This window comes from Pseudoalteromonas sp. SG45-2 (assembly GCF_014164115.1).
Lineage (GTDB): Bacteria > Pseudomonadota > Gammaproteobacteria > Enterobacterales > Alteromonadaceae > Pseudoalteromonas > Pseudoalteromonas distincta.
Genome location: NZ_JACJEO010000013.1, coordinates 45,683 through 61,759, shown reverse-complemented (window position 1 = coordinate 61,759; position 16,077 = coordinate 45,683). Strand labels below are relative to the sequence as shown.

General features: G+C 39.9%; 10 protein-coding genes and 7 tRNA genes. All 17 read right to left on the bottom strand.

Translation table 11 applies throughout. The features are described from left to right. Position 1: 1 nt before the first annotated feature. The 17 genes from H5116_RS11080 to H5116_RS11000 all read right to left on the bottom strand — a co-directional run bounded on the left by H5116_RS11080 (position 2) and on the right by H5116_RS11000 (position 15,923). On the bottom strand, positions 2–760 hold the full coding sequence (locus H5116_RS11080; protein WP_182716139.1) for an OmpA family protein: 759 nt from the start codon (positions 758–760) through the stop codon (positions 2–4). Next, a complete protein-coding gene (gene zorA / locus H5116_RS11075) occupies positions 760–2,937 on the bottom strand; it encodes an anti-phage ZorAB system protein ZorA (protein WP_182716138.1) in 2,178 nt (725 codons plus the stop codon). Before zorA ends, H5116_RS11080 begins: the two co-directional genes overlap by 1 nt. A gap of 157 nt (positions 2,938–3,094) precedes the next feature. Further along, the gene (locus H5116_RS11070; RefSeq protein WP_182716137.1) at positions 3,095–3,769 is read right to left on the bottom strand and encodes a hypothetical protein; all 675 of its coding nucleotides are present in this window, start codon (positions 3,767–3,769) and stop codon (positions 3,095–3,097) included. Positions 3,770–3,888: 119 nt separating this feature from the next. Then, on the bottom strand, positions 3,889–5,061 hold the full coding sequence (locus tag H5116_RS11065) for a restriction endonuclease subunit S (protein WP_182716136.1): 1,173 nt from the start codon (positions 5,059–5,061) through the stop codon (positions 3,889–3,891). Continuing rightward, the gene (locus tag H5116_RS11060; RefSeq protein ID WP_182716135.1) at positions 5,061–6,641 is read right to left on the bottom strand and encodes a class I SAM-dependent DNA methyltransferase; all 1,581 of its coding nucleotides are present in this window, start codon (positions 6,639–6,641) and stop codon (positions 5,061–5,063) included. The genes H5116_RS11065 and H5116_RS11060 overlap by 1 nt, the downstream gene beginning before the upstream one ends. Before the next feature lie 56 nt (positions 6,642–6,697). Then, a complete protein-coding gene (locus H5116_RS11055; RefSeq protein ID WP_182716134.1) occupies positions 6,698–10,141 on the bottom strand; it encodes a DEAD/DEAH box helicase family protein in 3,444 nt (1,147 codons plus the stop codon). Between the two features lie 70 nt (positions 10,142–10,211). Continuing rightward, a complete protein-coding gene (gene csm6, locus H5116_RS11050; RefSeq protein WP_182716133.1) occupies positions 10,212–11,348 on the bottom strand; it encodes a CRISPR-associated ring nuclease Csm6 in 1,137 nt (378 codons plus the stop codon). A 128-nt stretch (positions 11,349–11,476) separates the two neighbouring features. Next, the gene (locus tag H5116_RS11045) at positions 11,477–12,142 is read right to left on the bottom strand and encodes a DUF6998 domain-containing protein (RefSeq protein ID WP_182716132.1); all 666 of its coding nucleotides are present in this window, start codon (positions 12,140–12,142) and stop codon (positions 11,477–11,479) included. Between the two features lie 25 nt (positions 12,143–12,167). Further along, positions 12,168–13,409, bottom strand: coding sequence for an integrase domain-containing protein (locus tag H5116_RS11040; RefSeq protein WP_182716131.1), 1,242 nt, complete (start codon positions 13,407–13,409; stop codon positions 12,168–12,170). A gap of 186 nt (positions 13,410–13,595) precedes the next feature. Beyond that, positions 13,596–13,685, bottom strand: a tRNA-Ser gene (locus tag H5116_RS11035). 261 nt (positions 13,686–13,946) lie between these two features. Beyond that, positions 13,947–14,987, bottom strand: coding sequence for a quinolinate synthase NadA (gene nadA, locus H5116_RS11030; RefSeq protein WP_182716130.1), 1,041 nt, complete (start codon positions 14,985–14,987; stop codon positions 13,947–13,949). Positions 14,988–15,128: 141 nt separating this feature from the next. Next, a tRNA-Lys gene (locus H5116_RS11025) sits at positions 15,129–15,204 on the bottom strand. Between the two features lie 63 nt (positions 15,205–15,267). Beyond that, positions 15,268–15,343: transfer RNA gene (locus H5116_RS11020), tRNA-Lys, on the bottom strand. Positions 15,344–15,427: 84 nt separating this feature from the next. Further along, positions 15,428–15,503: transfer RNA gene (locus H5116_RS11015), tRNA-Lys, on the bottom strand. A 24-nt stretch (positions 15,504–15,527) separates the two neighbouring features. After that, positions 15,528–15,603 (bottom strand) — tRNA-Lys (locus tag H5116_RS11010). Between the two features lie 83 nt (positions 15,604–15,686). Then, positions 15,687–15,762, bottom strand: a tRNA-Lys gene (locus H5116_RS11005). Positions 15,763–15,847: 85 nt separating this feature from the next. Then, positions 15,848–15,923: transfer RNA gene (locus H5116_RS11000), tRNA-Lys, on the bottom strand. Positions 15,924–16,077: the final 154 nt, after the last annotated feature.

Genomic DNA, 16,077 nt, shown 5'->3' with positions numbered 1-16,077 from the left:
ATTAAGGCATCTCCAAACGGCTTCTTACCGTTTCATATTCTGCACTAGTGGGTCTGCGAATAGTAAAGCGTATGTCTATTCGCCTGTTAGACCTAAAATCACTTTCTGTTAGCTCTTTAGCCACCATCCTTCGTGTTGCCGCATAGCCACTCACTGAAAAAAGCTTGTTGCCATCTTTATTTTTAATAGCCGCTAAATTATGTTGGTCTGGTAGTAACTTACTCCAAAGCTCCCACAGCGAAATCGCCCTAAAGGTCGATAAGCCCCAATTACCTTTACCCAGCATACCGTTAAAGTTTTTACTATCGGTGTGCCCTTCAATAAAAATAGTATCAAGAAATTGCTCACGGTTTTCTTTATTTATAACCTCAGCTAGCACCTCACCAATTTCTAGTGCAGTGCCTTCAAACTCTGGGCTTATATTAAACGCTGCGCTATCAAACCCTAAAATATCGTTAGGAATACTTAACACTGTTTTATTTTCACTAACCGTGACTTGTATGCCTCGTTTTCGCAGTAAATCAGCCGCTTCATCTAAAATTGTTTTACGTACTTCTTCGGCTTTGTGCAGCATTTCTAGCTCTTGGGTAAATGCTTGTTGCTTATTTTCAAGCTCTTCTTTGGCTTCCATAAGCTCAACCATTAACACAACAGAAGCTAAAACAAATAAAATAAGTAAGCCCGACAAAATATCCGAAAACGACATCCAATAAGGGTTTTCTTCGTCAACACTTACTTGGTTGCTTCTAAATACTCGCATTAGCTACGCTCCAATTCATCCACTAAATCAGAAATAGAACTTACTGTACGGCGCATTTGGTCACCAAACTCAAGGGTTGTGGTGTTCCAGGTTTCCATACGCTCTTTAACTTGGGTATTTACTTCTGATGAATAGCTGCGTAACCACTCATTTGTTTGCTTTTCAATATCAGATACTTGCTTAGCTAAGGTATTACTTAGCCCTTCAAAAGATGCCTCAACACCACTTATAAACTCAATTTGATGTGTTTTCATTTCGCTAAAGCCACTTTGAGCTAATTTAGCTGTATTACCAAATTGCTCTGTTGTAGCAACAAGTGAGGTTTCGAGCCCTCTTAGCACTTTAGCTTGTTCAATTACGTGATTCGCTAATCCATCATTTTGAGCTGAAATACCTTTAATAGTGTCGGTCATATCAGCTAAGCGCGTATCAAACAGCTCTGTTGCTTTTAATAAATTGCCCGATAACACCCCAATTTGGTTTGCGCTATTACTTAGGTTTTGGCTACTTGTAGCAGATGACTCCGCAACCGTTTTAAGCTCTCCAATAACGTCTTTATGCTGTGCAATAACCGAATCCATATGTGTTTGCGTACGTTTTACAGCATCAGTCATCGAGGTAAGCATTTGGTCTTGTTGTGCTAACCATTTACCTAACTGCGATTGTAATTGCTCACGATACTCTGAGTCACGCTTAGAGGCTTCAAGCTGTTGGCTGTTAATCAATGAGCCAAACGTTTCTTCAAGCGTCTTTTGGCGCTGCTCAGAGCTTTGCATAAAGCTTTGTAAACTTGTTTCAAGGCCACTGGTAAACGCCTGTTGCTGCGCCGTTGTTTTTTCGTTTTGGCTAGAAAGCTCATTAACAAATCCACGGTTCGATTCGCCCATCGCGCTTTGTACTTCAGCCATAGAGTCAGAAAGCTTATTGAGCGTTTGCGATTGCTCAGTTAACCAACCACCTAATACCGACTGTAAATTATCTACATGGTTTGCTTCACGTGTTGCTTGGGATTGCTGCTGCGATTCAATCGCCGTAAATAACTTTTGCTCCATAAGCTGTTGGCGTTCTTCACTTTTGCTCAGCATCGCTTCGAGTTGCTGATTAAATTGCGACGATGCACCGGCTTGTTGCTCAGCCATTAACTCAGCTTGTTTACTGCTTTGCTCAAGCACTGCGCTCATTTGCCCGCTCAGACTACTTACGGCCTCGTGCATTTGCTCAGTCGACTTTTGTATAAGCTCGCCTTGGCCTCTGCCTGCCGCTTGCATGCTTTCGGTAAAGTTACTAATTAAATGCTCCAGCACGCCGCTGGTTTGTTGGCTTGCATTACTCACTAACGACTGCATAGCAGGTGCCATTACATTGTTAAGTGCATTGGTAAAGGCCTCTTGCATGTCTTTGTTCATGCCTGAAATAGTTTCTTGTAGGCGGTCGCCAATACGCTCATGTAATTCTTGCAGCGCTTCACTACTTTCACTGGTGTTTTTAGAAATATCAACTAACGACTTTTCAGCAGGTAAACGAGGGAATAAAAAGTCAATTTTCTGCTGAATCTTAACCACTTTCTTAATTATTCGGCGTTCTGTGTTTTTTTCATAAATATTAAGTAATAAGCTAAGCCCCACACCCCAAACAGAGGTAACAAATGCCATTGCGGCACCGTTAATCATGCTTGCAATACCCCCCTTAAGCGCCTCTATTTCGTTGCTTTCCATATGTAGCCCTTTTAAGCCCATAGTTAAGCCTAAAAAAGTACCGAGTACACCAATTGCAGTTAAAAATGAAGGAGCTGCTGCTAGTAATCTATTTGAGGTAATACCCGAGGCAAGTGTTCTTGGGTTAAAAAAGTGCTCTGCATCTAAGGTGTTATATACGCCTTTTTCTCGGTGATCTAGTACTAAGCTTTCATCAAACTCACGCCAAAGGTTTTTAACTACGTTGTCATTAGATAATTTAGCTTTATCTCTAATATCAGCAATATTATCGTAAAGAGACTCTGTAGTTTGTTTTGCTACAATTTCTTCAACCTTTTTAATTGTTTTTTTACTGTTATGCTTTAGTAAAAGTACCCAACCAACAGCAAATACAAAAAGTAGTACCATAATAATTATAAATGAACGCCCTAACCATGCATTTGGCCATAATAAATCAGCGTTTAATAACAATCCTTCAAACATGCCTTACTCCTAATCCCTTAGTTTACGGGTAGTAATTACTTAATAAGTGGTTAATAGTTTATTTTTTACTTAATAATTAAAGTCATTAATAAACAAATATCTATCAGCTGTTAGTTTTAATTTTAATTTTAATTTTAATATATGAACACTTAACTCTTTAGCGATTTCTGCTTGGGTTAGTTAAAAACAAGTTGGTGCCGTTGCTTTCAAAGCGCTTATTCCAAACCAAATCAAAATAAATACGGTGGTTTAAACCTATTTTTGCTATTTTCTCTTTTAAAAAATTTTGTATATCTGCGTAGTGCTGGGCTGTCTCAATGTCTTTATATGTAAAACGGCGCTTGATACCTAAAGCCTTCGCTTCTTGGGCGGTGAATATAAATTCTGATTGAAATATTTGGCTATCAAGGGGTAAAAATAACCATGGTGTGGCGGTTTTTCTTGCTGGTGCAAAGTCCTCCCCCATTGCTACAAAGTGCTCGAATACAATATCAACGGGCTTTCGTACTTTATTAAACGACTGCAACTGCGAAGGTTTAATGTTATTACTCAGTTCACTTTTTAGCTCACTACATAACTCGTTGGCAAGCGTATTTAACTCTATTTCAGAAGTGAGATTATTGAGTGCGTGTATTAAATAATCCTTCTTTTTAGTTAACACATCTCTAAAAGTATGTGATGCGCCTAAGCAATTATTATTTTTACGATGAAAGCCTCGATAGGTATTCGAGCCTAAGCTTTTTAACACCAACTCCTCATAGCTGAGTAATGGCGTAGGTGTTAAAAACACGATATCGCCCACTTCATTCATACGCTTTATTTGTGCCTGCATTTTCTATTTATCCTTACGCATAAAGTAAGCAACTTGTTTTAAAAGCTGGGTTTCAGTTATGTTATTAGTTAATTGAAGTTGGGTCATTTAACATCCTTGTTCTTTTTTTATAAATAGAGTTATAGTTCGCCCGCAAAGGCTTTTTGGCTTAATGAGTTAAACCCATCATTTAACATACTATTTGAAGTACTTACTGATTTTAAAAGTGAATTAACTTTCCAGAAAACAGCCTTAAACTTCTCTTGCATATCTATTGGGGGGTAAATTCCAACCGAGTTCTCAAACTTACCTTTAGATATGTTCAACATAGAACCACTGGTTCCAGTAGCTTGAGACGTGAGTAAGTTTTTAAACCTAGGCTGTTGAATCATAAAATGCAGAAACTCTGGCAACAATAGCGAACAATCTGATGTTATTTTCCAGAGTTTGTCAGGTAAAAAAACATCTCTTCTAGACTCTGTAACAATACAAGTAGCTGCAACTAACTCTCTCGTATTTGCGCGACTGAAAAGTAAGTCTCCCTTGCATGGAAAAACTAACTTCCTGCCTTCCGCTATTGATTTATTTACAAACTTGTTTTCTGATGGTTTAAAAACACCTGAAGTTACAGCACTAATTTTTAAAACACCCAACTCGCCCTTTTTACAAGGATAACTTTCACCCTTGGCACTCCAACCGGATTTGACTTCCTTGAGTCCATTTTTAATTGGCTTAACTTGCCAGCCCTTCGGGTTGGTAACAGGGTCGCCGAACATGTCTAGAAATACGCTGCGTAGGAAGTCGTCGGCAAGTTTAATGGCTTGTTGGCGTTTGCGGCGGATGGCGTCGGCTTTATCTAAAATCGAGGTAATACGTTTTTGCTCGTCCAGTGGTGGTAGTGGGAATGGAATTCTACTAGCATCTCCTTTTGTTAACTTTGCACGAGTCGCTCCTTTTATAAACGAACTAACGTCATATCTTTGTAAAACCCTAAATAAGAAATTTAAATCCACACCATTCTTAGGCTTTAAAACATGCGCGTGATTGTTCACCCAGTACTTTCCTGTAGCAATATAGGCTATATCTCTATCAGGGTTACCAAAATGACCTCCATCTTCAGCTAATAAAACTAAAGGTTCATCAAATAAATAATCGTTGATTGTTCCTTGAAAACCATTAGCCCCATAATAAGAATACTCTCCTTCAATTCTATCTGATGCTTTTACCGGTTTTCTACGGTTATCTAAAAATTCAACAGCATCTGACAAAGGTATAATAGGCCAGCTTTTATTGAAACTACTTTCCCTAATCATTACAGCATCCCCTCAAGCTCTTTCAAATCAGCCAATATCTCATTCTCCAATTCTACCAACTTACCTAAAATCTCTTTTGGCGGATCGTAGCTTTCTTCCTCGTATACCACTTTCTTGTAGCGATTGATTGATAAATCGTACTTATTACTGACTATGTCGTCTTTGCTTACCCAAAACGCCTTTTGCGTTTTATCGTTAGAATCACTTGTCGCCTGTGCTTTATCACGGACTTTAAATTCGCTGATTAGGCTGGGTAAGTCGTTTGCTTTTATTGGCGTGCGCTTATCGTCTAGCGAGAAACCATCGGCTTGTACGTCGTAAAACCATACGTGGTCGGTGCTGCCGCCTTTGGTGAATATAAGTATGGCTGTTGATACACCGGCGTAGGGTTTAAATACACCACTTGGCAGTGAGATTACCGCTTCAAGCTGATTGTTATCCACCAGCATTTGGCGCAGTTGTACGTGCGCTTTTGATGAGCCAAATAATACGCCGTCGGGCACGATAGTGGCAGATTGGCCGCCTATTTTTAACATGCGCTCAATAAGGGCAACAAACAGCAACTCGGTTTTTTTAGTTTTTACTTTGCGTAATAACTCGGGGCATACGTCTTCTTCGTCTAGGCTGCCTTTAAATGGCGGGTTGGCGAGTATTATGTCAAAGCCTTCTTTGGCCTTTTGCGGGTAGTGCTCTTTAAAATTTTGGCTTAGGGTATCTTGATAATGAATGCCCGGTTGTTTAATGCCGTGCATTACTAAGTTCATGGCGGCTACGCGAAGCATGGTGGCGTCAAAGTCAAAGCCGTTGAACATGTGAGCATCTATGTGGCTGCGCTGCTCTGGGGTTATTAAATCGCCTGAGTAGAGCAAGTTTTCGAGCGGTTTACCGCTGTCATCAAGCTGTATATTACCATTTACGTCAAGCACGGGTTCGCGCTCTATGCCCTCGGCTGAGGTGTATTTTTGTAATAGGTATTCGTAACTTACCGATAAAAAGCCACCGGTGCCGGTAGATGGGTCACAAATTTGGCTGGTGGTGCTTGGGTCCATCATTTCGACCATAGCGCGTATAATATGGCGCGGCGTTCTAAACTGGCCGTTAATGCCTGCGGTGGTGAGTTTACTTAATAGGTATTCGTACAAATCGCCTTTGGTGTCTGAGTTTTCAAGCGGTAGGTCGTTTACCATTTCAACGGCTTTTACCAACAAGCTTTGCTTTTGAATCATTAATTGCGCGTCTTTCATAAACTCATTAAATACCGCGCCTTCTGGCGATACGTCGTCTGAGGTTTTTGAAAAAAACGGGAATAGCTCATCTTTAACCAGTTTGTATAACTCTTCTGCCCCTAAATGGCGCAGGTTTTGCCAGCGAATATGTTGTTCGGCATCACTAAAGCGGCGGTTAAACGTCTGCTTAGTACGTGCGCTTCGTTTTTCGTCGGCTTGCTCGTTCATGTCGAGCATGCGGGCGTACATTAAAAAAGTAATTTGCTCTACTACGGTTAGCGGGTTAGTGATACCGCCTGTCCAAAATTCTTCCCATAGTTTGTCGATTTTACTTTTTAAAGGTCCGGTTATCATTAATGTGTATCCTAGTTAGTGCTGTTTAAACGCGTACTAATTACGCGCTTATAAAATTAAAGGTGTATTTGCTTTTCAACGTTTTGGGCTTTATCGCCTAGTTTTACGTCAAACTGCTTAATAAATTGCTCTATTACGTCGGCTTGTTGCTGGCTAAATACGCCATCGAGCCCCATGTCGTGTATTTGTGTAAAAGGTGCATCGTAAAGCTGAGCTATTTCAATAGAACCGTGGCGAATTAGGTGGTTTTTTAACATACCAATAAAGCGCTGTTGTTTAGCATTTACATGGGTGTGTATTTGCTGCACAAAGTTAGTAAAGCTCTGTTCTATGGCGTTTTTGTTCATGCCGACTATGGTACGCAATATTTTGTCGAGCGTCGCGGTTGATTCGGGAAAAAACTCTTTTAATGTATTTAAATCTACACTTGGGTTTTGCGTATGCACTAACGAGCTTAATTGCGCTAAGTCGGCCTCAGTTACTTGTTCGCCATTGCGGATTTTTTTAAGTACGCTGTCGGTTTCAAATAATGGGGTGAGTGTTTTTTCAACCTCTTGTCGGTATATTTGATAATCAATAGAGACTATTTTTGTAAGCCTATCAGCTTCGTGTATTTGGTTGGTGTCTTCTTTTATATCGAGTATAAAGTCACTTTTTGGCGGTGTTATGTCTTTATTACGCAGGTGTATAATACTGCGTAAATTAATGCGGCTTTGCTCAAGCGCTGCATGGGTTAAATACTGCCAATATTGCTCGGTTTGTATTTCTGCTATTGCAGGTGCTTTGCTACGCACTTCGTTTAAGTGCATTTGTAGCGATTCAACTTTGTTCATTACATTTTGTTTAGCTAAATCAATTTGGCTTTCATCGGTAATTAACAGCGTTTGAATGGTGGTTAGCTCAGAATCAAATTTATAGGCTTCACTTTGCCCCATAATATTACGCCATTGCATAAGCGGCGCTACTTCTTCTAGCAACGTTTGTACATCATCAGGAATAAACTGATTAAGGCGTTTTAGGTCTTTAAAGGTTTCGACCACTTGCCAGTTGTCGCGCACCGATATTGATTCCATTGGCAGTAAGCAAATATCGTCGTGAATTAATTTTATTGTTTGATCAAACACATCCATATTAGCTTTTTTAAGGGCGGTTTGTGCAAGGGTTACCCGCGCTTCAAATAGCTTTTGCAGTAATGATTTAGCTTGTTTTACGTCTTCTTCTTCTGGATTTTCATCAAAGTATTCAAAATTTGCCCAGTGGTCGAATATTAAAAAGTGAGTTTTGTGCTTACCTGGGCCATATAGGTTTTCGCATAAGCGTGTGCCACGGCCAATCATTTGCCAAAATTTTACTTTTGATTTTATAGGTTTTGCAAATACAAGGTTTACACATTCTGGTACGTCTATGCCGGTGTCGAGCATATCGACCGATACAGCTATGCGTACGCTGTTTTCGTCGCTTGATTTAAAGTCGTCTATTAGCTCTTCAGCGCGTTCGTACTTTGAGTGAATTACGCGGCAAAAATTAGCACCATGCTGCGGGTAAAGCTCGCTAAACAGCTGCGCCATTAATTCGGCGTGGGCTATGTTACGGGCAAATACTATTGTTTTACCAGGTAGCTGGCCGTCTTTGTCCCGCAGGCCTTTTTCCATTAGGTTACGTAGTATTAGCCTGTTGGTGTCTTTATTTTTAATGGCTTCGTCTATTTGTTTTGCATCAAAGTCGAGCTCGTTCGGATCAATGCCTTGCTCTTCTAATTGGGCTATTTGCTCATCGGTTAGGTTGTCTTTTTTAATGCCTTCGCGCAAAAACTGTGTGGTGTAACTTACAATTTTGTAGGGGACTAAGTTGCCTTGTTCTATGGCGTCTTCAAGCGGGTAATTGGCTGTTGGCATTTTGTAATCACAGCTAAATAAATCACAGGTTGAGCGCGATACCATTTCTACCGGCGTGGCGGTTAAGCCCACTTCTAGCGCGTCAAAGTATTTAAAAATATCGCCATAAATATTGTAAATTGAACGGTGCGATTCATCGGCTACTATTAGGTCAAAGTGACCTACGTCGTACTTGTTCATTATACGCAGCATGCCTGGGTAGGTTGCTATAAATACACGCGCACTCGCTGCGGTGTTTTTAGCGCTTTTGCCTACAATGTGTACTGGCTCTTTGGTATGCTCGGTAAAGGCATTACCTGCTTGTTTACGTAGCTCTTTTCGGTCACATAAAAATAATACGCGCTTAGCCCAACCTGCATCGAGCAGCCGTTTTGCAAGGGCAATAGATACGCGTGTTTTACCTGTGCCGGTTGCTTGCACAATAAGCGCTTTGCGGTGTTTATCACTAAAACGCTCACACACACGAGTTATGGTTTCCATTTGATACAAACGCCCTGCTACTGCGGTGTCTATTGGCGTGGTGTTTAGCTCTTTTTTAAGCGTGCGTTGCTTTATTAAGTACTGCAGGGAATCTTTTGAGTAGTAACCGTATAAACCACGGCTGTTATAACCTTGCGCGTCGTCTAGAATTTTTATATCCCAACCGTTCGAGTAAAAAATAACGGGCCGTTGCCCAAATTGCTTTTCGAGCGCGTTGGCATAAAGCGTTGCTTGCTGGCGGCCTTTTTCGATATTTTCGCGGGTACGTTTGGCTTCTATTACAGCAAGTGGCTTTCCGTCGTCATCCCATAATACGTAATCAACATAGCCTATACCTGTTGTTGTAGGTTGATCTGTTACTTTTACTTCTTTGCCAACGTCTTCTGTTGATTTGTCGTCAAGTGCTACATTCCAACCTGCATTACGCAGGTCTAAGTCGATAATACGCTTACGGGTTTCATCTTCGTTAAAGTTAAAACTTGAGTTAACAATTTGCTCATTTCGCGTTTTAACCTGGTTAAGCTTTTCTGCATCAATAGTTTGTTTTAGTTTTGCTGTTTGCTGCTGGGCTTGTTTTTGTGCAAGCTCTGCGGCTTCTAGTTCGTCAAGTGCGCGTTTTAAACGGGCTTGATTTTCGGCTAGCTGCTGAGTGAGTTGTTTGTTCTTTTTGGCAAACTGGGCATCACTTTGATTAGTTGGCTGTGTTTGCTCAGGCGCTTTAAACTCTGGGCATTCTTGTTGCGTGCCATTGGCATAAGCCATAAACAAATAAGAGGCTACAAAGTAGCTTTCTTTTAATATCCAAATAGCTTGTTGTTGATCTACTTTGCCTTCATGCGCGGCTTGGTTGCCGCTTTTACGTATGGCATGGAGCTTATCGGTAATTAAACGCGGGACTGCGCTGGTAAAGTCGTCGGCGGTGAGTTTGTCGAAAATGTTAGACGTTGGTAAAACAGGTAAGCGAAGTTCTTTATATAAGTAGCCTACTACTTTTTCGGCAAAGCAACGCAGCTTAACTAGTGAGCTTTGTGGATCGGTAATCGCATAGTCTTCTGCAAAAGCGGCTAACTGGTGTAGCTCTGGCCACTTAGATTGAATATGTTCAAAGTTCATTGATTGCTTCATTCCTGATTACTTCCTTATCAACTAATTTACCATGCGTTATTATTTTTATGCGTTTGCAAGCTTGCGAATATTAAGCCGTTATATTTATTTTTATATTATGTGTTACTGCACTTAACCAGTAGCTTGTTTCAAAGCTTTGGTTATTGGAGTCAATCGCTATTTTTTTAGCAAGCTCGTTGGGTAACACCTTACTTATTTTACTCTTTATGCGGCTGCAAGTTTGCTGCACAAAGGTTTTTTCCATTACCTTTAAATTACTGTGCAAACCATCTCTAAAATCTTCGGGCTCTATGCCAAACGTATCGCGGAATATACGTAAATCACTACTATTTTGCTGTAAAAGCATGAGATATTCTTTGCTGTAACGCAAAGACTCTTCAAAATCACGACCCACAACTAGCTTTTTATGTTCACTTTGGCTGTATTGGTTTAACCATAAATAAAAGGCGGTTTCTTTTGCGGTAAGTTTAATTTCGATACCTGCAAAGGTGAGCGTTTTTGCTTTTGCGTTTACTTCAAGGGTTAAATCTTTTTTATGAGCTGAGTTTAAGCTTGCTACTGTTTGGCTAAACGATGCACTTTGCATATTTGCAATGAGGGTTTCGTCGATAGATTGGCGCATTCGTACAAAGGGTATTTCGGCAAGGGTTACATTTGCATTAATACAGTTTACTTGCGTGCCATTTTTACCATCAATAATGTGGTCGTAAGGTGTTGGGTAGTAAAAGTCTCTAACAAATTCAAATTCGTTATTCACAAATACATGACTGAGCGAATCTTGCTCACGGCCTAATAATGACATGGCATAGCCTAAATAAAACGCCATTGTTTTACGTCCACCTGCAATGGATGCATGAATACTAATATCGTTTTTATTGGTAAGTTCAAACACTTTACGCGTAATAAAGTCGGCCATGTAGGTTTGTTCTATTTCAGATTTAGCATCATTAATAGGTTGGCCTTTGTCATCTTCTATTAGCCAAATATTTTCATCGGGGAGTTTAATATCAGGAAGTTTATAATCTGCTATTAATTTAGCTAAATGACCTTGCTCAAATAATCCATTAGTAAGCATTAGCTTTGTGCTTTTTGTAGTAATAACAAAAATCTCTTCGGGAATAGGCTTACCCTGCTGATAAAGTGCAAAAAGAGTTTCGGTTAATACTTGTGGGCTTGCACCAGTAACTATTAGTAGTACATTCTTCATCAACGATCCTTTTGTATGAGGAGTCTGCATAATACATAAATTACATAGTTAATGAAACTTGTTTAAGCTCAGTGAATTAGAGGCCTAATTACTTAGCTTTAAACTACTGTATATAAACAACGATAGCTTTAATTTAATAACTCTTTAATCAACACAGAACCTAATTGCCGTGTATTAAATGGATTTCCGTTGCCATTTAAAATTGAAACCCCTAACTCTTTAGCAATATCACATAAGTAACGCTTGCTTGGTGTTACAAGCTCGTCATTTAAAAACACTTCAATAGTTCCGCTTTCAAGCTCTACTAATTTGTAGTTATTCCATGTTGCTTCTTTTACGTTTAGTAATACACGTGGCTTAACTGGTATGTTTATTAACTTACTCATAGCTATAGCGCTTTTACCTGTTGGTCCAATATTCATGAGTAGTTTTGCTTGTTCAGCAGTGCTATCTAATAAAGTCTCAACCTGCATTTCTTCAGTATTTATTCTTAAAATAATGATGCGGTCAACCAACGCTAACGTATTTGTGTTAAAGCTTATATGGCCGCTTGAGCCCATTTTAGCTGTTGTTTTTACCGATATACGCTCACCACTACTTGATACTACATCGTACCCCGCTTGGTTAACCTCTGTTGCCATACGCCCATTAGTTATAAGTGCGGCGTACAGTTCCCCTATTCTACCGGTTAAATGTCTTAGCTCTGTTGCAGGCACATCCCAACTTAACTCCCTTTCTAACCAGCTCATTGCCTCACCCAATGACTGAATGATTTGCATTTGTGTTAAAGCCATTTTATCTCCTTATTTTCATTCTCTTCTAACCAACTTTTAAAAGGTGCTTATGCCCTGTTACCGACAATGTACCCTGAGATGCTCGACCTATATGATCGCTCCACCAATTCATTAGCTCTCTGCGTTTTTCTATATATTCAGCTCTATTATAAGCAGAACGAACTTGATTTTTATCTACATGCGCAAGTGCGGCTTCTATCACATCTGGGTTAAACTCATGCTCATTTAATGTTGTACTCCCAAGCGAACGTAAGCCATGACTTACTAATCTACCTTCAAACCCCATACGTTTTAGAGCCATATTAGCTGTTTCATTGTTGATATGATTTCTGGGGTTTCTGTCTGACGGAAAAACAAACTCTCTGTGCCCTGAAATTGGTTTTATTGCCTCCAATAACTCTAAAGCCTGTTTTGATAAAGGAATGACATGCTCTCTGCGTTTTTTCATCCGTTCAGGGGGTATAGTCCAAAGTTTATTACCAAAATCGATTTCATCCCATCGAGTACCGGCAGCTTCACCAGGGCGCGTAAGTGTATGTAACTGCCATTCAATTAAAAAACGAGTTACGCGCTTAATTGATGCTATAGCAAGTGTTTGCATTAATTCAGGCAGCTCCTCTGGTTTTAACGAAGGCATGTTTTGTTTTTGCGGCTTTTTGAAAACCTCACTAATCCCTGCAAGTGGATTGGCATTAATGTAGCCACTATTAACTGCGTGTGTCATGATCTTTCTTAAATACAGGCATAGCCGCTTAACCGTCTCTAAAGTTCCTTTTGCTTCTATAGGTTTTAAAATCTTAATCACTTGTGGTGCATTAATTTTACCAATGGGGTATTTGCCAATAACCGATAAAACATGCTTGTTTAACGATCGCCAAATATCTTCACCATAGTCTTTGGTTAAACTTTGTTTTTTAACCTCAAACCACTCTAAAGCGATTTTATTTAGCGTTAACTCTTCTTGTGCTCTTTTAAAAGCTAAAGTTTCGTCTCTATGTTCTTTAGGGTCAGTCCCTAGAGCAACCAACTCCCTGGCTTTTTGCGCTAGCTTTCTGGCATTTACAATAGATACATCTGGGTACTTGCCTAATCCCATGTTGACACGCTTTTTTGTAATTGGATGGTAGTAGTTAAAGTTCCAGAGCTTAGAACCACTCTTTCTAACTTTTACTTGTAGGCCATTCCCATCAGATAAAATTATATCTTTATCCTCTGCTTTAGCTTTCTTTAACGCTGTATCGGTAAGTTGCTTCGCTGATCTTGCCATAAAAAATGAACCCTACTCCAATTTAGTATTCTTTATTATGGCAGTTTATTAAAGGAATACCATATTAGATACTAAAGCTTTGGGCTTGGGTGAAACAGGATGGGACGAGATGATACACTAAGCCATTGATTTTATTTTATTACAGGCACAAAAAAGGACGTCCTGAGACGTCCTGATATTGAATAATGGTGGAGGGAGAGGGATTCGAACCCTCGTTAGGGATAAACCTAAACACACTTTCCAGGCGTGCGCCTTCAGCCACTCAGCCATCCCTCCACGGTGCTGCAATTGTGTAATGCAACAGCGCGCTATAGTATGAAATAGACCCTTAAGGTGCAAGGCATTTTTAAATTTGGGCCTTTAAATGCTTACTAATCAAGCAACACTTACCTATAGGCACAAAAAAACGGCTAAATCTAAGACTTAACCGTTTTTAATTTATACTTTAAAATGACTTAACCTGAACTCTGATTAAGAGATTTACTACGTATTGAATATGATGATATTTAAATTTATTTTCTCTAGCCAGAGTTTAGGTTACTTAGCCATACTCGCGGTAAATTCAAGCATGCGATTAAGTGACTTAAGTGCGCCTTCGCGTAAATCCATATCAACAAATACTTCTTTGCCTTTAGGGTCAATTAGGGCTTCCTCAATCGCTTTTAAGCCATTCATTGCCATCCAAGGGCAATGAGCGCAACTTTTACATGAAGCGCCCTCACCTGCCGTAGGAGCCGCAAAAAACTCTTTATCTGGACATAGTTGCTGCATTTTATAAAAGATGCCGCGATCGGTTGCTACAATAAACTTTTTATTTGTCATTGTTTGCGCAGCTTTGATCAATTGGCTCGTAGATCCAACCGAATCGGCAAGAGCAACTATTTCTGCTGGTGACTCAGGATGAACTAAAACGCCTGCATCTGGGTGTAGCGCTTTCATGTCTTTAAGTGCTTTTGTTTTAAACTCGTCATGTACAATACATGCGCCATTCCACATAAGCATATCAGCACCGGTATTTTTTTGAATATAACTACCAAGGTGCTTATCTGGGCCCCAAATGATTTTTTCGCCTTGCTCATCAAGGTGCTCTACTATTTCAAGTGCACATGATGAAGTTACAATCCAATCTGCACGTGCTTTAACAGCCGTAGAGGTGTTTGCATATACAACTACTTTACGATCAGGGTGCTGATCGCAAAACGCAGAGAACTCGTCTATCGGGCAACCAATATCTAACGAACATGTTGCTTCAAGCGTTGGCATAACAACCGTTTTATTTGGCGTTAAAATTTTGGCTGTTTCGCCCATAAATTTTACGCCCGCAACAATAATCATATCTGCATCGTGACGTGCGCCAAAACGCGCCATTTCTAGCGAGTCGGCAACGCAGCCGCCGGTTTCTTCAGCAAGTGCTTGAATTTCAGGATCGGTATAATAATGGGCAACAAGTACTGCATTTTTATCTTTTAGTAATTGTTTTATACGCGCTTTATATTCGCCTTGCTCGTCTTGTGTTAACGGTGCTGGCTTAGGGGGAAAAATATAACCTTCAGGCATAATAGTTTGAGCTAGACTCATGTTCTCGACCACTTATCTACAGTGCATTAATTAGGGCGAATTATACGAGAATATGAAAGCAAATAACAGCGAACTAGTAAGGCTGTTTATAAAAAATAAAGTGGGAAATTAAAAAATAATATAAAGGAAAGTATTAAAGAGTGGTGGGTCATGATGGATTTGAACCATCGACCAATTGATTAAAAGTCAACTGCTCTACCAACTGAGCTAATGACCCGCTCTAATATAAATCTGCTTTGTAAAAAGCTTGCGTAGATCCGCCGATTAAACTGTCATAGAATGGTGGGTTATGATGGATTTGAACCATCGACCAATTGATTAAAAGTCAACTGCTCTACCAACTGAGCTAATAACCCGCTCTATGCACTTATTCAATTAAGAATGAAGCTTACGTATATCCGCCGACTGATGCCAAATTCTATTCACAAGGAATAAAAGAATGGTGGGTCATGATGGATTTGAACCATCGACCAATTGATTAAAAGTCAACTGCTCTACCAACTGAGCTAATGACCCGCTCTTATATAACTTTTCATAGAATGGTGGGTTATGATGGATTTGAACCATCGACCAATTGATTAAAAGTCAACTGCTCTACCAACTGAGCTAATAACCCGCTCTATGCACTTATTCAATTATGAATGAAGCTTACGTAAATCCGCCGATTGATGCCAAACCGTATTCACAAGGAATAAAGAATGGTGGGTCATGATGGATTTGAACCATCGACCAATTGATTAAAAGTCAACTGCTCTACCAACTGAGCTAATGACCCGCTCTATTGTTGCGTTTAAATGCAACTTACTACTTTGCGTAAATCCGCCGATTGGAACCAGTCATTATTCACAAGGAATAAAGAATGGTGGGTTATGATGGATTTGAACCATCGACCAATTGATTAAAAGTCAACTGCTCTACCAACTGAGCTAATAACCCATTCCAGTTGCTAACTTATTACTAAGTTAAAGCTTACGTAAATCCGCCGATTGATGCCAAACCGTATTCACAAGGAATAAAGAATGGTGGGTCATGATGGATTTGAACCATCGACCAATTGATTAAAAGTCAACTGCTCTACCAACTGAGCTAA